Consider the following 17,953-nt stretch of genomic DNA (forward strand, 5'->3'; position numbering starts at 1 on the left):
GTAAAATGCAAATAAAATGAAATTTTAACATAATATGCGTTGACATCATACGTGTTAGATGTTAATCTTAAAATATCGATACGAAGGTTAGTGAGTTGTTTTTTAAAAGCATTCGCCATTACAAAGATGTAGTGCTTTAACTAAATCTTACAATATTTTGGAGGAATTAAGATGTTAGATATTAGAAGCGTATTCGTTGAAAAGAAAAAAGGATTTAATGTAGAAGCCCAAAGTTTATTAAATGATTTTAAGGAAAACTTAGGGATAGCTGAGTTGGAGGATGTGAGGCTTGTTAATAAATATATTGTTTCAGATATATCTGAAGAATATTATAAAAAAGCATTGCATACTATTTTCTCTGAAGCAACAGTAGACGTAGTTTACGAATCAGAGTTACCAATAAGCAAAGATGAAGTAGCATTTGGTATAGAATATTTACCAGGTCAATATGATCAAAGAGCAGATTCAGCTTCTGAATGTTTATCTCTTTTAACAGCGGAAGATAAGGTGGAAATTAAATGTGCTAGAATAGTAGTATTAAAAGGAAATCTATCACGAAATGATATTAATAAGATTAAAAAATATTATATCAATCCAGTCGATTCAAGAGAAGTAGATATAAATAGTAAAGAATTATCATCTCCTTCAAACATGCCTAAAGATGTCCAAATCTTAGAAGGATTCATTAATAAAACATTGAACCAATTGAAAGAATTTCATAGTGAACAAGGATTAGCAATGAGTCTTGACGACCTCCTTATGATTCAAGATTATTTTAAAGGAGAAGGAAGAGAACCAAGTATAACTGAAATTAAGGTTATAGACACATATTGGTCAGATCACTGCAGACATACAACTTTCTCAACAATATTAGAAGATATACAAATTGAAGATAACAAATATACAGCACCAATAAAAATGAGCTATGAAAAATATCTAAAATCAAGAGACTATGTTTATGGGGATAAGGAAAAAAGTAAGACTCTTATGGATATAGCCGTAATTGCTATGAAGGAACTTAGAAAGAACGGCAAGCTTGAAGATCTAGACATATCTGAAGAAATAAATGCATGTTCAATTAATGTAAAAATTGAAACTGATAAAGGTATGGAAGATTATTTAGTCATGTTTAAAAATGAAACACATAATCATCCAACAGAAATTGAACCTTTTGGTGGAGCAGCAACCTGTCTTGGTGGAGCTATAAGAGATCCATTATCAGGAAGAACTTATGTATATCAAGCAATGAGAGTTACAGGAGCAGCAGATCCAACAGTACCAGTTGAAGAAACATTAGAAGGAAAGCTTCCTCAAAGAAAAATAACTCTAGGAGCAGCACATGGATATAGCTCATATGGAAATCAAATTGGTCTTGCAACAGGTCAAGTTCAAGAAGTCTATCATCCAAACTATGTTGCAAAGAGGATGGAAGTTGGAGCAGTAATTGCTGCAGCACCTAAGGAAAATGTAGTGAGAGAAGAGCCAGCTTTAGGCGATGTAATTATTCTTTTAGGTGGAAGAACAGGAAGAGACGGCGTTGGTGGAGCTACTGGATCATCAAAGGAACATACAGTTGATTCAATAAATGAATGTGGAGCAGAAGTTCAAAAAGGAAATGCTCCGACAGAAAGAAAACTTCAAAGATTATTTAGAAATTCAAAAGCAGCGAAGATGATTAAGAGATGTAATGACTTTGGAGCAGGAGGAGTTTCTGTTGCAATTGGAGAACTTTGCAGAGGATTAGATATAGATTTAGATAAAGTTCCAAAGAAATATGAAGGTTTAGATGGAACAGAACTTGCAGTTTCAGAATCACAAGAAAGAATGGCGGTTGTTGTAACTAAAGAAGATGCGGATGAATTTATCAGGCTTTCAAATGAAGAAAATTTAGAAGCCACTTTAGTAGCACATGTTACTGATACAGATAGACTTAGATTGTTCTGGAGAGGTAAACAAATAGTTGACTTAAAGAGAACATTTTTAGATACAAATGGGGCAACTCAAAAAACTAAAGTAACAGTTAAAGCACCAAGTGCTTATCCATATGAAGTTAATGATATTAATGTTAAAGAAGAATGGATAAACAACTTAAGAAAATTAAATGTTTCATCTCAGCAAGGATTGTCAGAAAGATTTGATGCAACAATAGGTCATGGAACAGTACTTATGCCATTTGGTGGTAAATATTCAAAGACTCCGGCAGAAGGAATGGCAGCTAAGATACCAGTTCTCCATGGAGAAAGTGAAGATGCCACATTAATGACTTTTGGCTTTAATCCTGAACTTGGTACTTGGAGTCCATATCACATGGCATATTACTCAGTTGTTGAGAGTATATGTAAGCTTGCAGCTATGGGTGGAGATTACAGAAAAGCAAGACTTACATTCCAAGAGTATTTTGAAAAACTAGGTAATGAAAGTTCTAGATGGGGCAAACCATTTGCAGCATTACTTGGTGCTTATGAAGCTCAAATGGCATTTGAAACTGCAGCAATTGGCGGTAAGGATTCTATGTCAGGAAGTTTTGGTGATTTAGATGTACCTCCAACTTTAGTGTCATTTGCAGTAGGAGTTGAAAAAGCTAAAAATATAATATCGCCTGAATTTAAAGAGTCAGGTTCAAGCTTAGTTTTACTTCAAACTGAAAAGTTAGACGACGGAACAATAAATACCGATAAACTTAAGAAAAATTTAGAAGTCTTATATAACTTAATTCAAGATGAAAAGGTAATTTCAGCATCTGCAATTAAATATGGCGGAGTTTCAGAAGCTATTACTAAAATGGCACTTGGAAATGGAATTGGTGCAGAAATTGAGAATTTGACAAGGGATGAATTATTTGCTTTCAACTATGGAACTATAATATTAGAAGTTAAAAATGGTATTGATGTAAGAGAAGAATTAAAAGATTGCTTATATAAAGTAGTTGGTAAGACAATAGATGCATCAGCAATAATTTCTAAAGAATATGACTTGAACTTTAATGTTGAAGCGTTAGAAAAAGTTTATGAAGAAAAACTAAATTCAGTATTTCCAATAAAGACTAAAGATGTAGATAAAAAAGTAGAAACAGTTTTATATGATAAAAAATCTACACTTTCTCCAAAAGTTAAAATATCTAAACCAAAGGTTGTAATTCCGGTATTTCCAGGAAACAACTGCGAATATGATTGCGCAAGAGCTTTTGAAAAAGAAGGTGCAGAAGTAACTCAGGTTGTATTTAGAAATATTACAAAAGAAGCACTTAATGAATCAATCGACAGATTAGCAAAAGAAATAGCTAATTCTCAGATTCTTATGATTCCAGGTGGTTTTTCAGCAGGTGATGAGCCAGACGGATCTGGTAAATTCATAGCTAATGCACTTAGAAATGAAAAGATAAGTAATAGCGTAATGGAATTACTTAAAAATAGAGATGGATTAGCTATTGGTATTTGTAATGGCTTCCAAGCATTAATTAAATTAGGTTTAGTGCCATATGGAGAAATAGTAGATATAAAAGAAGATATGGCAACATTAACTTACAATAATATAGATAGACATATGTCTTCAATTATAAGGACAAAGGTAGTTTCTAATAAATCACCTTGGTTTAGTGAAATTAATTTAGGAGATATACATTCAGTTGCAATTTCACATGGTGAAGGAAGATTTGTAGCACCTGAAAGTCTTATTAAAGAGTTAATAGCTAATGGCCAGGTGGCAACACAATATGTTGATTTTGATGGAAGTGTATCTTTAAATATGCCGTTTAACCCTAATGGTTCTATGTATGGAATTGAAGGTATAACAAGTCCAGATGGAAGAGTTTTAGGTAAGATGGCTCATAGTGAAAGAATAGGAAATGACCTTTATAGAAATATTCCTGGAGACTTTGATCAAAAGATATTTAAAGCAGGAGTAAAATACTTTAAATAGTGACAAATGATAAGTTTTTGTTGAAATCTCTTTTGGAGATTTCAATCTTAACTTAAATTAGTGTTGCATACTAATTTTAAATAGGATAAAATGCCCAGAATATAAAAAGGAAACCCGACTCACATGCGTTCGCTGGGTAAGTTCGAGGAACCAAATACAAGATTTGGACTCTCACTTAAGAATATAAGAATATAAGAATATAAGAATATAAGAATATAAGAATATAACTTCTGAAGAATATATATTCTTCAGAACATGCTGGAAAAATGCATATTTAAAATAAATTATTTTAAGTGGTTAACAATGAACAATTACAGTAACTGTGAACTGTTAACTGAATAAATGGGAGGATTAGAGATGCAGGTTGCAATATTTTTTGGAAGTAAATCTGATACTGAAGTTATGAGAGGAGCTGCAAATGCTTTAAAAGAATTTGGAATAGAATATAAAGCTTTTGTACTTTCAGCTCATAGGGTACCAGAAAAATTAGAAGAAACATTGAAAGAAATTGAAGAACAAGGATGTAAGGTAGTGATTGCTGGAGCTGGGCTTGCAGCACATTTGCCAGGAGTTATTGCGTCAAAAACAATACTTCCTGTTATAGGAGTACCAGTTAAAGCTGCTATTGAAGGTTTAGATGCATTATATTCAATAGTACAGATGCCAAAGTCAATTCCAGTTGCAACTGTTGGAATAAACAACAGTTATAATGCAGGAATGTTAGCAGTTCAAATGTTATCAGTTAATAATGATGAATTAAAAAATAAATTAAAAGAATTCAGATTAAATATGAAAAAGAAATTTATAGAGGAAAATGCGGAAGGGGTAGAACTATAATGGAAAAATTAGAAATGATGTATGAAGGAAAAGCAAAGAAGATTTACGCTACAGATAAGGCAGACGAAGTAATTATATATTACAAAGATGATGCAACAGCATTTAATGGAGAAAAGAAAGGACAAATTGAAGATAAAGGTGTTATGAACAATGAGATAACAGCAATTCTTTTTGAACTTTTAGAGAAAAGAGGAGTAAAAACTCATTTTATTAAGAAACTAAATGATAGAGAACAATTATGTAAAAAGGTTGAAATAGTACCACTTGAAGTAATAGTAAGAAATGTAGCAGCAGGAAGTATGGCTAAAAGATTAGGTCTTGAAGAAGGATATAAACTTAAGACTACAGTATTTGAGTTCTCTTATAAGGATGATGAATTAGGAGATCCACTTATAAATAGTTACCATGCAGTAGCAATTGGAGCAGCAACTTTTGAAGAAATAGATGTAATTTTAAAAATGACAGCTACAATAAATGATGTATTAAAAGAAGTATTCGCAGCACAAAATATTAATTTAATTGATTTTAAAATTGAATTTGGTAGATGCAGCGATGGTACAATAGTTTTAGCAGATGAAATTTCACCAGATACTTGCAGATTCTGGGATGCTACAACAGGAGAAAAATTAGATAAGGATAGATTTAGAAGAGACTTAGGTAATGTTAAAGATGCTTATATTGAAATCTTAAAGAGAATTTCAAAATAATTGACAATTGATAATTAACAATGAACAATTAAGGAACAAAATCCTAAATAGATTTTGAAAATATATGTATTTTAGAAATCCCTTTGGGATTTCATCTTTAATTGTCAATTATCAATTTTTCATTGTCAATTAAAAAAGTTATGAAAGGATTGTATGAATGAGTAATCCAGATTTTGAATTAATAATAGATCCAAGTAATGATAAATTTAAGGATGAGTGCGGTGTTTTTGGTGTTTTTGCTAATAAACCCATAGATGTTGCATCAATGACTTATTATGGACTCTATGCTCTTCAACATAGAGGTCAAGAAAGTGCAGGAATAGCAGTAGCAGATGGGGAAAAGATTGATATCCATAAAGGTTTAGGGCTTATAACAGAAGCATTTAAGCAGGAAGATTTAGAAAAATTAAAAGGGAATATAGCTATAGGTCATGTAAGATATTCAACTGCTGGAGGTCAAGGTATTGAAAATGCTCAGCCAATAGTAACTACATCTAAGATTGGTTCAATAGCTATGGCTCACAATGGAAATTTAGTTAATGATGATGTTCTAAGAGAATTACTTGAAGATACAGGAGTAGTTTTCCATACTTCAAGTGATTCAGAAGTAATTGCCTGCCTTATAGCAAGAAGTGCTAAAAAAGGTCTTGAAAAGGCAGTAGTTGATGCGATGGCTGCTATTAGAGGGTCATTTGCATTAGTTATCATGTCAAAAGATAAATTAATTGGGGCTAGAGATCCACATGGAATAAGACCGCTTTCAATTGGGAAAATTGAAGAGGGATATATACTAACTTCTGAAAGTTGTGCTTTAGACGCAATAGGCGCTGAGTTTGTAAGAGATGTAGAACCAGGGGAAATAGTAATAATAAATGGGCAAGAAATACAATCATATAGATATTCTGAAAATACTAAATGCCAGACATGTGCTTTTGAATATATATATTTTGCAAGACCTGATTCAAGAATTGATGGGCTTGAAGTTCATACGACAAGGGTAAAGGCAGGAGAACAATTATTTAGAGAGCATCCGTTAGAGGCAGATGTGGTTATTGCAGTTCCGGATTCTGGAATACCAGCAGCAATAGGATATGCAAAAGCTTCAGGGATACATTATGACACTGGATTTATAAAAAATAGATATGTTGGAAGAACATTTATATCACCATCTCAAGAAATAAGAGAAAGAGCAGTTGCAGTAAAATTAAATCCATTAAAATCAAATTTAGAAGGCAAAAGAGTTATACTCATTGATGATTCAATAGTAAGAGGAACTACTTCAAAGCATTTAATTGAATCACTTCGACGTGCTGGAGTAAAAGAAGTTAATTTCTTAATTGCTTCTCCAAGTGTAAAATATCCATGTTATTTTGGAATAAATACACCTTATAGAAGTGAACTTATTGCTGCCAATCATAGTGTAGAGGAAATCAGAGATATGATAGGAGCAGACTATTTAGGATATTTAAGCGAAGAAGGCGTTTATAGAAGCTTTGATGATAGAGAAGGATTCTGCATGGGATGCTTCAATGGCATTTATCCAGTAGCAGCACCAGTAGAAAAAGAGATTTAGATATCTACTAGGGCATATCATTAACTATTTTTTTGAATATGTCTAATAGCATTTTGAAAGGCGGAGTTAATAAATGATTACTTACAAAGAAGCTGGAGTTAATATAGAAGAAGGATATAGATCGGTTAAATTGATTAAAGAATATGCTGCCAGAACTATGAGTCAATATGTTTTAAATGGACTTGGCAGTTTTGCAGGAATGGTTGAATTACCATCAGGATATGAAAAGCCAGTATTAGTTTCTGGAACTGATGGGGTAGGAACAAAACTTGAAATTGCATTTAAAAATAAGAAATACGATACAGTTGGAATAGACTGTGTTGCTATGTGCGTAAATGATATTTTATGTCATGGAGCAAAACCACTATTCTTCTTAGACTATATTGCTTGTGGAAAACTTGAAGCAGAAGTTGCGTCAGATTTAGTTAAAGGTATATCAGACGGATGTGTTGATTCTGATTGCGCTTTAATAGGAGGAGAAACAGCTGAAATGCCAGGTTTTTATTCAGAAGGCGAATATGATATGGCAGGTTTTGCTGTAGGTATAGCTGACAAGGATAAGATCATCAATGGAAGTAATATTAAAGAAGGAGATAAATTAATAGGAATTGCATCTTCAGGAGTTCATTCTAATGGATATTCATTAATTAGAAAAGTATTTCCAGACCTAAATGAAGAATTTAATGGTGAAGAAGTGTGGAAAACATTAATTACTCCAACTAAGATTTATGTGAAACCTGTACTTAAGCTATTAGAAAGTTATGAAATAAAAGGAATGGCACATGTTACTGGTGGTGGTTTTATTGAAAATGTTCCAAGAATGTTCAATGGCAGAGAATTTACAGCTGTAATAAAGAAAGATTCATATCCACTTCCAGCTATATTTGAAAGAATTATCGAAAAAGGTGTAGATAAAGAACATATGTACAACACATTTAACATGGGTATAGGCTTTGTGCTTGCTGTTAATGAAAAAGATGTGGCATCTATTATAAAAGCTTTAGTAGAAATGGGAGAAAAAGCTTATGAAATAGGTTATGTAACATCTGGAGGTGAAGGTATTTGTTTAAAATAGCGGTCTTAGTTTCTGGGGGAGGAACAGATCTTCAATCTATAATTGATGCAGTAGAAAATAAAGAGCTCAATGTTAAAATAGAAATGGTTATAGGCAGCCGCGATAATATTTATGCGTTAGAGAGGGCTAAAAAACATAATATACAAACTTTTGTTGTTTCTAGGCGTGAATATGGAGAAGAAGCTTCAGATAAGATATTAGAATTAACAAAGGGAAAAGTTGATTTAATAGTTCTTGCAGGATTTTTAGCAATTTTAGATGGAGAAATACTAAAAGAATTTGATAATAAGATAATAAATATTCATCCATCTTTAATTCCAGCTTTCTGCGGGCCAGGGATGTACGGAATAAAGGTTCATGAAGCCGCAATTAAAAGTGGGGTAAGATTTTCAGGGTGCACAGTTCATTTTGTGAATAGTGAAGTTGATGGGGGAGCAATACTTCTTCAAGAGGTAGTGCCAGTTTGCTTTGAGGACGATGCGGAAACACTCCAAAAGAGGATTTTGGAAAAAGAACATATACTATTGCCACAGGCAATCAAATTAATCAGTGAAGGTAAAGTTGAATTTGTTAATGGCAAAGCGAGAATCAGTTAGCTTTTGATTCTCATTTTTTACTACGTAATTTCTAAATTATTTTATAAAAAACTTAGTTAAAGTTTATAGTTAAGGGTTGCAGTTGAAAAAAACCATAATTTAAGGAAACTCCGTCAGGAGTTTTATCTACAACTGTTAACTGTTAACTGTTAATTGTTAACTGAAGAAAGCGGTGTTTTATGAAAAAAAGAGCTTTAATAAGTGTATTTGATAAAGATGGAGTTTTAGAGTTTGCTAAATTTTTAGCAGCAAAAGATGTTGAAATTGTATCAACAGGTGGGACTTATAAATATCTTAAGGAAAATGGTTTGGATGTAATTGAAATTAATGAAGTTACTAATTTCCCAGAGATGCTAGATGGAAGAGTAAAAACTCTTCATCCATTAGTTCATGCTGGAATTTTAGCTATAAGAGATAATGAAAAACATATGGATACTTTAAAGGAAAGAAATATTCATACAATAGATTATGTAGTTGTAAATCTTTATCCATTCTTTGAAAAAGTTAAAGAAGACTTGGAGTTTGAAGAGAAGGTTGAATTTATAGATATTGGAGGTCCTACAATGCTTAGAGCAGCTGCTAAGAACTTCCAAGATGTTGTAGTAATCTCAGATAAAAACGACTATAAAGTTGTAATGGAAGAAATTGAAGCAAGCGGAGAAGCATCTTTAAAGACAAAGAAAAAGTTAGCAGGTAAAGTATTTAATCTTATGAGTGCTTATGATGGTGCTATTTCAAACTTCTTATTAGCTGATGATGAGGAAGAATATCCAGAATATCTTTCGGTTTCATATAAGAAGATGCAAGGACTTAGATACGGAGAAAATTCACATCAGACTGCAGCAGTTTATTCATCAACAATGCTTGATGGGGCTATGAATACATTTGAAACATTAAATGGTAAAGAATTATCTTACAATAACTTTAAAGACTGTGATATTGCTTGGAAATGTGCTAATGAATTTGATGAACCAGCATGCTGCGCATTAAAACATAATACGCCTTGTGGAGTTGCAGTTGGAGACGACGCATATGAAGCTTACATGAAAGCTTATGAAGTGGACCCAACTTCTATATTTGGGGGAATCGTTGCATTTAATAGGAAAGTAGATAAGAAGACTGCTGAAGAAATGGTTAAGATCTTCTTAGAGGTTATAGCAGCACCAGAATATGATGAAGATGCTTTGGAAGTATTAAAGACTAAAAAGAATTTAAGAGTTCTTAAATTTCATAATAAGCCAAAAGCAGATAGATATATGGTTACAGTTGATGGAGCAATGCTTGTTCAAGAAGAGGATAATAAATTAATTGAAGAGATCAAAGTTGTAACTGAAAAGAAACCAACTGATGAGGAAATGAAAGATTTATTATTTGGAATGAAAGTAGTTAAATATGTTAAATCAAATGCTATTGTTGTTGCTCATAATGGAATAGCTTTAGGAATTGGTGGAGGTCAAGTTAATAGAATTTGGCCAACAGAAGATGCGTTAAAGAGAGGCAAAGGAGCTACAATTCTTGCATCGGATGCGTTCTTCCCATTTAGAGATGTTGTGGATCAAGCAGCTAAAAACGGAATTAAAGCTATAATTCAGCCAGGTGGATCCATGAGAGATCAAGAATCAATAGATGCATGTAATGAACATGGAATAGCAATGGTATTCACAGGATATAGACACTTTAAACACTAATTCAATCAGTTAACAGTTTACAGTGCACAGTTAGCAGTTAAGGAACAAACGCCAAAGGCGTTTGGAAATTAAATAATATTTTAAAAGATTCTGTAGGAATCTTATCCTCAACTGTTAATTGTTAACTGCTAACTATTAACTGAATAAATTTGGAGGTATTGTATGAAACTTCTTTTAATTGGTTCAGGTGGTAGAGAACATGCTTTAGCTTGGAAATTAGCTAAAAGTCCAAAGGTAGAAAAGATATTTGTTGCGCCAGGAAATGGTGGAACTGCAATTGAACATAAATGCGAAAATATTAATATAACCGATTTAGATGAATTGGTTAAGTTTGCAAAGAAGGAAATTATTGATTTAACAATAGTTGGACCAGAAGATCCATTGACAAAAGGTATTGTAAACAAATTCAAAAGAGAAGGACTTAAAATATTTGGACCGGCTGAAAGTGCTGCAAGACTTGAAGGCAGTAAAAGCTTCTCGAAAGAATTCATGAAAAAATATGGAGTTAAAACTGCAGAATATGAAACTTTCACGAGTGCAGATGAAGCACTTAAATACTTAGAAACCTGTTCATATCCAACAGTTGTAAAGGCAGACGGGCTTGCTGCTGGAAAAGGTGTTGCTATATGTGCGAATAAAGATGAAGCAGCTCAGGCTGTAAAAGATTATATGGTTGAGGATATCTTTAATGGAGCAGGGCAAAAAATAGTAATAGAAGAATTCCTTGAAGGTATTGAAGCTTCAATTTTATCAATTACAGATGGTAAGACAGTTATACCATTTGTATCAGGAAAAGATCATAAGCAGATATTTGATAATGGCAAAGGACCTAATACAGGGGGCATGGGAGTGCTCGCTCCAAATCCTTATGTTACAGAAGATGTAATGAAGGACTTTGAAGAAAATATTATGGCTAAGACTTTAAATGGAATTAAAGAAGAAGGCTTTGATTATAAAGGGATTATCTTCTTTGGTATTATGATTACTAATAAGGGGACTTACCTTCTAGAATATAACGTAAGAATGGGAGATCCAGAAACTCAATCAGTTCTTTATTTAATGGAAAGTGATTTGGTAGAAGTTATTGAAGCAGCACTAAGAGAAGAACTATATAAGACCACAATTGAGTGGAATGACGGAGTTTGTATTAATGTTGTTTTAGCATCAAAAGGATATCCTGGAAAGTTCACTAAGGGGTATGAAATAAAAATAGATGAAAAGGTAAAAGATAAGGTGTTCTTAGCTGGAGCTAAAGCTGAAGATGGAGTCTTAAAGACAAATGGCGGCAGGGTATTGTCTGTTATAGGGCTTGGAAAAACTTTAGAAGAAGCTAGAAGTGATGCTTATGAAAATATTAAGTATGTTACTTTTGAAGGTGCATATTGTAGAAGTGATATAGGAACATATAAATAATATACATTACAATTGAAAAGTTACAATGTATAGTTGATAATTATGGTTGAATGTACATTGTGTATTGCAATGCATATAGTTTAAAATAATTTATTTAGGTAATCATCTGTTAAAATTAGGTTAATTTTAACAGATGATTACTTTAATTTTTACATAAATTTATTGAATTATGTGTAAATAAACTGTGAATAAATTGTAAAAAATATTTAGCCATAGTATAAAACATATAAAATGAGGAATGAAAGAAATTTGGAATATAATTTATCTTTAATTATTAATATTATGCGTTTTATACAGTTAATAATGAATTTTAACATTTCATATAATAATGAAGAAATATGAAAAATTGTATTCTCAAGTAGCTGTATAATTAGCTATAATCTCACAATTAAGCGCTTTTACCCTATTGGTGATATAATGATAAAATAAGCATATTAAGAAAATTAAAAAATATAACAAGGATGAAGATTAAATATGGAAAGCAAAAATTATTTGTATAATAATTATTTAAATATGGCAAGAAACTTGAGATCGGAAAAGAATTTATTAAAGGCTCTTAAATTCTATAAAAAAGCATATTCTTTTAATATCGGAAAAGAAGATATAGAATTATTAATAGATATGGCATTGATATATCATGAGATAGGTTTAATACCAGAAGCGGAGCAGAAGTATTTTGAAGTGTTAAAGAAAGATACGGAAGAGGCCAGAGCATATTACGGCTTGGCGATAATTTATGATGATAATGATGAACTTGGAAAAGCAAAGAAATACTATGAAAAAGCTATAGAAAAGAACCCTAATTATGATAAAGCTTACTTCTTTTTAGCTAATATATATGATGAATTTGATGAGAAAGATGAAGCTATTAATTATTATAAAAAAGCTATAGAAATAAACCCGAAAGAAGTCTGGGCATATGCAAACATAGCCTGTATATTAGAAGAATTAAATAGAAATGCAGAAGCCTTGGAGTATATAAATATGGCCTTAGAAATCGATGATAAAAACTATAAGATTTTATTCAATAAAGGGGTAATATTAAATAAGCTTAGGCAAATAGAGGAAAGTAAAGAATATTATAATAAGTCCATTGAAGAAAATCCTAAGTATCCCTATAGTTTTTTAAATCTATCCATTATATATAAAGAACATGGAGATTTTAGAAAGGCTATAGAAATCATAAGTGAAGGAATAAAAGAAAATGAAGAAGAAAGCTTTCTATATTATAATAGGGCTTGTTTTTATGTAAACATAAAAGAAAATCTAAAGGCATTGAAAGATGTAGAAAAGAGCATAGAATTAAATAACTTCTTTATAGATTATATGAAGAAAGATAAAGAATTAGATCCAATAAGAGAACTTAAGGAGTATAAGCAAATAGAACACATATTTGAGCTATGAATTATATAAGTTACGAATAAAAGAAGAAATCCCCTAAAGGGGATTTCTAAAATATGTTTTTTGAAAAGCCTGTGGAATAAAAATGTATGTGATTTCGTAAGTTACCACATTGCCTAATCTTAATTTCTATATTGAATATCAGATAAATCTGATGCATGCTCATACTCTATTTTTTCATTATTATATAGGAATTTTACTCCGTCAATCCATTCACCTTTGGATTTGTTGCTTGACTGAAGAAAATTTTCAATTAAAGTATTGGTTGTAACTGCGCCACCAGTAGAACCTTGGAATTTTTGTGACCACTTTTTATTGTTAGCATCAGTTAAGTTAATTGTAGCAACTTTTTTGCCATTAACAGTATCTATTGATTTAACTTCAAGTGACAAGTTATCAAATTTCTTTTCTGACAATGTTGTGCATAATTGTTTTAATTTATCCTCTAAACTTAAATTCTCATTTACTTCAATAGTACTTGATTCGTTAGGTTCTAAAGAATTTTCATCTATACTGTATATAGAAAGCTTTATCTTATTTACCTTTGCATCTTCACTAGGTTTATTATTCTCTGTTTCAGAAGAGCTGCTGCTGTCTTTGTTTTGTTCTACAGTAGGGGTATCAGAAGTAGTATCGGGATTATTGTTGGAGCTCACAGCATCTTTAGGTTTTGTGCTGCATGAAACCATTACGATACTTAATGCTATAACTGCAGCTAAAATTAGTTTTCTAGTCATGATGTTATACACCTCCTATGTTAAAAATTAATATTTAGATATAATTAATTAATTATATCATATAAAATGTTAAAATTAAAGCATCTACATAATGTGGAAAAAAATGAGAATTATTTGACAATGAATTTTTAGTATAGTATATTTTGATTATCAAACTATTTGATGCCGAAAGTTTTTGAATTATCAGACTTTTGAAGAATAAATAGCCACATTATTTTGTTTATAGAATACTAAAACATATTAAAAAATATTTATTGATGCTATGCATTTTGTATAGCCTTTTAATAAGGTTTTAAATGGGTAAAAATTAACAATTTTTTCATTTTTATAGATGTATGATATAATTTTCAATTTTAAAATGATTCTTAAGATACCAAAGTGGAGAGTGTAAGTGAATGAACAAATCAACTACAATGATCAATGAGATTTTGGTGCAGTTATTTAATGATGTCTTACAAATTGAAGAACAAAGCTTAAAAAATGGTATACTTTCAGATATTTCAATAACAGAAGTTCATACAATGGAGGTTATTGGGATGTATAACGAAAGCACAATGTCAGAGGTAGCTCAAAAGTTAAAAATTACTGTAAGTACCTTAACAACTGCTATAAATAAATTAATTAAAAAAGGCTATGTTGAAAGGAAAAGAATAGAAGAAGACAAAAGAGTTGTCTTAGTTAAATTAACTGAGAAAGGTATAATGGCTTATAAACTTCATCAGAGATTTCACAAAAAAATGATAAATAATGCAATAGAAGGCTTAAGCTTAGAGGAGGAAAAAATCTTAATTTCTTCTTTAAATAAATTAAATGACTTTTTTAAAGAAAAATATAAACTGGAATAATAAAGGAGAGCAATATGAGTAATATTAAAATCGCAGGAATTGGCGCATATTTACCATCTCTAGTAGTTACAAATGATAAAATAAGTGAGTTTGTTGAAACAAATAATGAATGGATAATTGAAAGAACGGGAATCAGGGAGAGAAGAATATCAGAGGGGGAAGACACATCAGATATTGCCTTTGAATCGTCAAAAATAGCTCTTGAAAGAGCTGGTTTAAAAGCTGAAGACATAGACCTTATAATAGTAGCGACAGTTTCACCGGATGCATTCATACCGTCTGTTGCATGTATAATTCAAAGTAAATTAAAAGCAGATAGAGCAGCTTGTTTTGATATAAATGTTGCTTGTTCTGGCTTTTTGTATGGGCTTGAAATAGCAAAATCCATGATGAAATCTATGAATTATAAAAATGCACTTGTAGTTGGAGCAGAAGTTCTTTCAAAGGTAATGGATTGGTCAGATAGGGGTACATGTATTCTTTTTGGTGATGGTGGCGGTGCTGCTGTACTTAAGCAGGAAGAAGATGGAACACAAGGAATTATAAAATCATATTTAAGAGCTAATGGAGCAAAGGGAGAATCATTAACTATAGGTGGAGCTGATTTTAATACGCCTTTTACTAAGGAAGGAAAAATAAAAGAAAGAATAATTAAAATGAATGGAAGGGAAGTATTTAAGTTTGCAACTACAGTAATAGTAGAAGCAGTTAATGAAATATTAAAAGATACAGATTTTTCATTAGATGAAATTAAATATATAGTACCACATCAAGCTAATTATAGAATTATAAAATCAGCAGCTGGGAAATTAGGCCTAGAGGAAGAAAAGTTTTATTTAAATCTAGATAGAGTCGGGAATACTTCAGCAGGATCAGTACCTATTGTATTAAATGAAATGTATGAAAAGAATTTGATTAATAAAGGCGATAAAATTATTTTAGTTGCATTTGGCGGAGGATTAACATATGCTTCCACTTTAATTGAGTGGTAAGAACTTGTTTGATTTGATGGGAAGACAAAAATTTCAGGATTGAAGTTTATAGTAATACATAGATAAATATTATAGCAAAGAAGTAAAGCAAAGTAATTTATAGATGTGAACTTATTTTTAATTTTTTTTGATGTAATTGATAATTATATGATATATGTAGTAAAATTATTTATCTAGGCTATTTTGTTTATAATGTATTTAAAGTTAATGCAAATAAAGAAATTATCCCATTTATTATATTAAGAGGCATAATAAAAAATAATTTTGAGCTGATAATGGCAGGAGGAATTTATTGTGGAAAAAAATAGAGTGTGTGAACTGTTAAAGATAAAATATCCAATATTTCAAGGAGCTATGGCAAGAATTGCAGATGCTTCTTTGGCTTCAGCAGTAAGTGAGGCAGGCGGCCTTGGAATAATAACAGGAGCAGCACCAACTGAGTGGGTAAGAGAGCAAATACAAAAAACTAAAAAGATGACGGATAAACCATTTGGAGTAAATATAATGCTAATGTCAGAAAATGCTGAAGAAATAGCAGACCTTGTATGTGAAGAAGGCGTACCAGTTGTTACAACAGGTGCAGGCAGTCCAGGAAAGTATATGGAAAAGTGGAAATCTCATGGCATAAAAGTTATACCAGTAGTTGCTTCAGTTGCTTTAGCTAAGAGAATGGAAAAAGCAGGCGCAGATGCAATTATAGCAGAAGGAACTGAATCAGGCGGACATGTAGGAGAAGTGACTACAATGGCATTAGTTCCACAAGTAGTTGATGCAGTTGAAATACCAGTGATAGCTGCAGGCGGAATTGGTGATGGAAGAGGAGTTGCAGCGTCATTCATGCTAGGAGCTGAAGGTATTCAGATTGGAACAAGATTCTTAGTTGCTAAAGAATGTACAATACATCAAAACTATAAAGATAAAGTATTAGCAGCAAAAGACAGAGATACAGAAGTGACAGGAAGAGGCACAGGCCATCCAGTTAGAGTACTTAGAAATAAGCTTGCAAGAACTTATTTACAATTAGAAAAAGATGGAGCACCAATTGAAGAAATAGAAAAAATCGGTGTAGGTGCATTAAGAAAAGCAGTTGAAGGTGATGTGGATAATGGATCACTTATGTCAGGACAAATTGCAGGACTTATTTGTAAAGAGCAAACATGTAAAGAAATAATTGAAGAACTATTTAGTGAAGCAGAAGGATTATTTGGAAAATTTGGAGGGAAACATGAATAGTAAGAAAACCGCATTTCTTTTTCCAGGCCAAGGAGCTCAAACTATTGGAATGGCAAAAGAACTTTGTGAAAATATACCAGAATGTAACGAGCTTTTAGAGCGCAGTGAAGAAATATTAAAAATGCCTATCAAAAAAATGATGTTTGAGGGGCCAGAGGAACTGTTAACAGCAACTGAAAATGCGCAGCCAACTATTCTTGTAGCATCTCTTATTGCATTAAAAGCCTTAGAGATAAATGGAATCGAAGCAGATTATACTGCAGGTCTTAGCTTAGGAGAATATGGATCGCTAATTTATGGAGGAGCTCTTTCATTAGAAGAAGGATTATTACTTATAAAAGAAAGAGGAAGAATCATGGGCAGCGCTTTACCAGAGGGACTAGGTAAAATGGCAGCTATATTAAAATTAGATGATGAAAAGTTAAAGGAACTATTAGATAGAGCCAGTGCTTTTGGCGTAGTAGAAGGTGCTAATTATAATTGCCCAGGGCAAGTAGTTATTTCAGGTGAAAATAATGCAATAGATGAAGCAGTTAAAATTGCAAAAGAATTAGGAGGCCTTGGAAAAGCACTTAAAGTCAGCGGTCCATTCCACAGTTCACTTCTTGAATCTGCAAGTGAAGAATTTTATAATACTATAAAGACAGTTGACATTAAGAAGTTTAATAAGGTAGTATATTCAAATGTTAAGGGATTACCTTATGAAGAAGGCGACGATATTAAGGAATTATTAAAGAGACATATAAGAACGTCTGTACTTTTTGAAAAGACTATAAGAGACATGATAGATAAAGGCGTAGATACATTTATTGAAGTAGGTCCAGGAAAAGCACTTAGAGGCTTCGTTAAGAAAATAGATAAGGATGCAGCACTTTTAAATGTAGAAGATATGGAATCATTAAAAAACACAATTAATTCAGTTAACAGTTAACTATTTA

14 protein-coding genes are annotated in these 17,953 nt (G+C 31.7%); 13 read left to right on the top strand and 1 reads right to left on the bottom strand.

Features of this window, described 5'->3' with window-relative positions:
* The first annotated feature begins 171 nt into the window (after positions 1–171).
* The 9 genes from CDLVIII_RS08165 (at position 172) to CDLVIII_RS08205 (ending at position 13,211) form a co-directional block, all read left to right on the top strand.
* Positions 172–3,918: a phosphoribosylformylglycinamidine synthase gene (locus tag CDLVIII_RS08165; RefSeq protein WP_009168972.1), complete on the top strand. Its 3,747-nt coding sequence runs from the start codon at positions 172–174 to the stop codon at positions 3,916–3,918.
* A gap of 357 nt (positions 3,919–4,275) precedes the next feature.
* Positions 4,276–4,755: a 5-(carboxyamino)imidazole ribonucleotide mutase gene (gene purE / locus CDLVIII_RS08170; protein ID WP_009168973.1), complete on the top strand. Its 480-nt coding sequence runs from the start codon at positions 4,276–4,278 to the stop codon at positions 4,753–4,755.
* Positions 4,755–5,462, top strand: coding sequence for a phosphoribosylaminoimidazolesuccinocarboxamide synthase (gene purC, locus CDLVIII_RS08175; RefSeq protein ID WP_009168974.1), 708 nt, complete (start codon positions 4,755–4,757; stop codon positions 5,460–5,462). The genes purE and purC overlap by 1 nt, the downstream gene beginning before the upstream one ends.
* A gap of 157 nt (positions 5,463–5,619) precedes the next feature.
* A complete protein-coding gene (purF, locus tag CDLVIII_RS08180) occupies positions 5,620–7,035 on the top strand; it encodes an amidophosphoribosyltransferase (RefSeq protein ID WP_009168975.1) in 1,416 nt (471 codons plus the stop codon).
* Between the two features lie 73 nt (positions 7,036–7,108).
* The gene (gene purM, locus CDLVIII_RS08185) at positions 7,109–8,110 is read left to right on the top strand and encodes a phosphoribosylformylglycinamidine cyclo-ligase (protein WP_009168976.1); all 1,002 of its coding nucleotides are present in this window, start codon (positions 7,109–7,111) and stop codon (positions 8,108–8,110) included.
* On the top strand, positions 8,098–8,706 hold the full coding sequence (gene purN, locus CDLVIII_RS08190; protein WP_009168977.1) for a phosphoribosylglycinamide formyltransferase: 609 nt from the start codon (positions 8,098–8,100) through the stop codon (positions 8,704–8,706). The genes purM and purN overlap by 13 nt, the downstream gene beginning before the upstream one ends.
* Positions 8,707–8,885: 179 nt before the next feature.
* Positions 8,886–10,394, top strand: coding sequence for a bifunctional phosphoribosylaminoimidazolecarboxamide formyltransferase/IMP cyclohydrolase (purH, locus tag CDLVIII_RS08195; protein ID WP_009168978.1), 1,509 nt, complete (start codon positions 8,886–8,888; stop codon positions 10,392–10,394).
* Between the two features lie 162 nt (positions 10,395–10,556).
* Positions 10,557–11,807 carry a phosphoribosylamine--glycine ligase gene (gene purD, locus CDLVIII_RS08200; protein WP_009168979.1) on the top strand — a complete coding sequence of 417 codons (1,251 nt, stop codon included), beginning with the start codon at positions 10,557–10,559 and terminating at the stop codon, positions 11,805–11,807.
* Between the two features lie 474 nt (positions 11,808–12,281).
* On the top strand, positions 12,282–13,211 hold the full coding sequence (locus tag CDLVIII_RS08205; protein WP_009168980.1) for a tetratricopeptide repeat protein: 930 nt from the start codon (positions 12,282–12,284) through the stop codon (positions 13,209–13,211).
* A 119-nt stretch (positions 13,212–13,330) separates the two neighbouring features.
* On the opposite strand, the gene CDLVIII_RS08210 is transcribed toward CDLVIII_RS08205, so the two are convergent.
* Complete coding sequence (locus CDLVIII_RS08210; RefSeq protein ID WP_009168981.1) at positions 13,331–13,945, bottom strand: hypothetical protein; 615 nt, start codon at positions 13,943–13,945, stop codon at positions 13,331–13,333.
* A 395-nt stretch (positions 13,946–14,340) separates the two neighbouring features.
* On the opposite strand from CDLVIII_RS08210, the gene CDLVIII_RS08215 reads away from it, so the two are divergent.
* The 4 genes from CDLVIII_RS08215 to fabD all read left to right on the top strand — a co-directional run bounded on the left by CDLVIII_RS08215 (position 14,341) and on the right by fabD (position 17,946).
* Positions 14,341–14,790: a MarR family transcriptional regulator gene (locus CDLVIII_RS08215; RefSeq protein WP_009168982.1), complete on the top strand. Its 450-nt coding sequence runs from the start codon at positions 14,341–14,343 to the stop codon at positions 14,788–14,790.
* Between the two features lie 14 nt (positions 14,791–14,804).
* Positions 14,805–15,782, top strand: a complete 978-nt coding sequence (locus CDLVIII_RS08220) for a beta-ketoacyl-ACP synthase III (protein WP_009168983.1) — start codon at positions 14,805–14,807, stop codon at positions 15,780–15,782.
* 294 nt (positions 15,783–16,076) lie between these two features.
* A complete protein-coding gene (fabK, locus tag CDLVIII_RS08225; protein WP_009168984.1) occupies positions 16,077–17,015 on the top strand; it encodes an enoyl-[acyl-carrier-protein] reductase FabK in 939 nt (312 codons plus the stop codon).
* Entirely contained in the window at positions 17,008–17,946 is a 939-nt protein-coding gene (fabD, locus tag CDLVIII_RS08230) for an ACP S-malonyltransferase (protein ID WP_009168985.1), read from the top strand. The genes fabK and fabD overlap by 8 nt, the downstream gene beginning before the upstream one ends.
* Positions 17,947–17,953 lie beyond the last annotated feature (7 nt).

The organism is Clostridium sp. DL-VIII, assembly GCF_000230835.1.
GTDB lineage: Bacteria > Bacillota > Clostridia > Clostridiales > Clostridiaceae > Clostridium.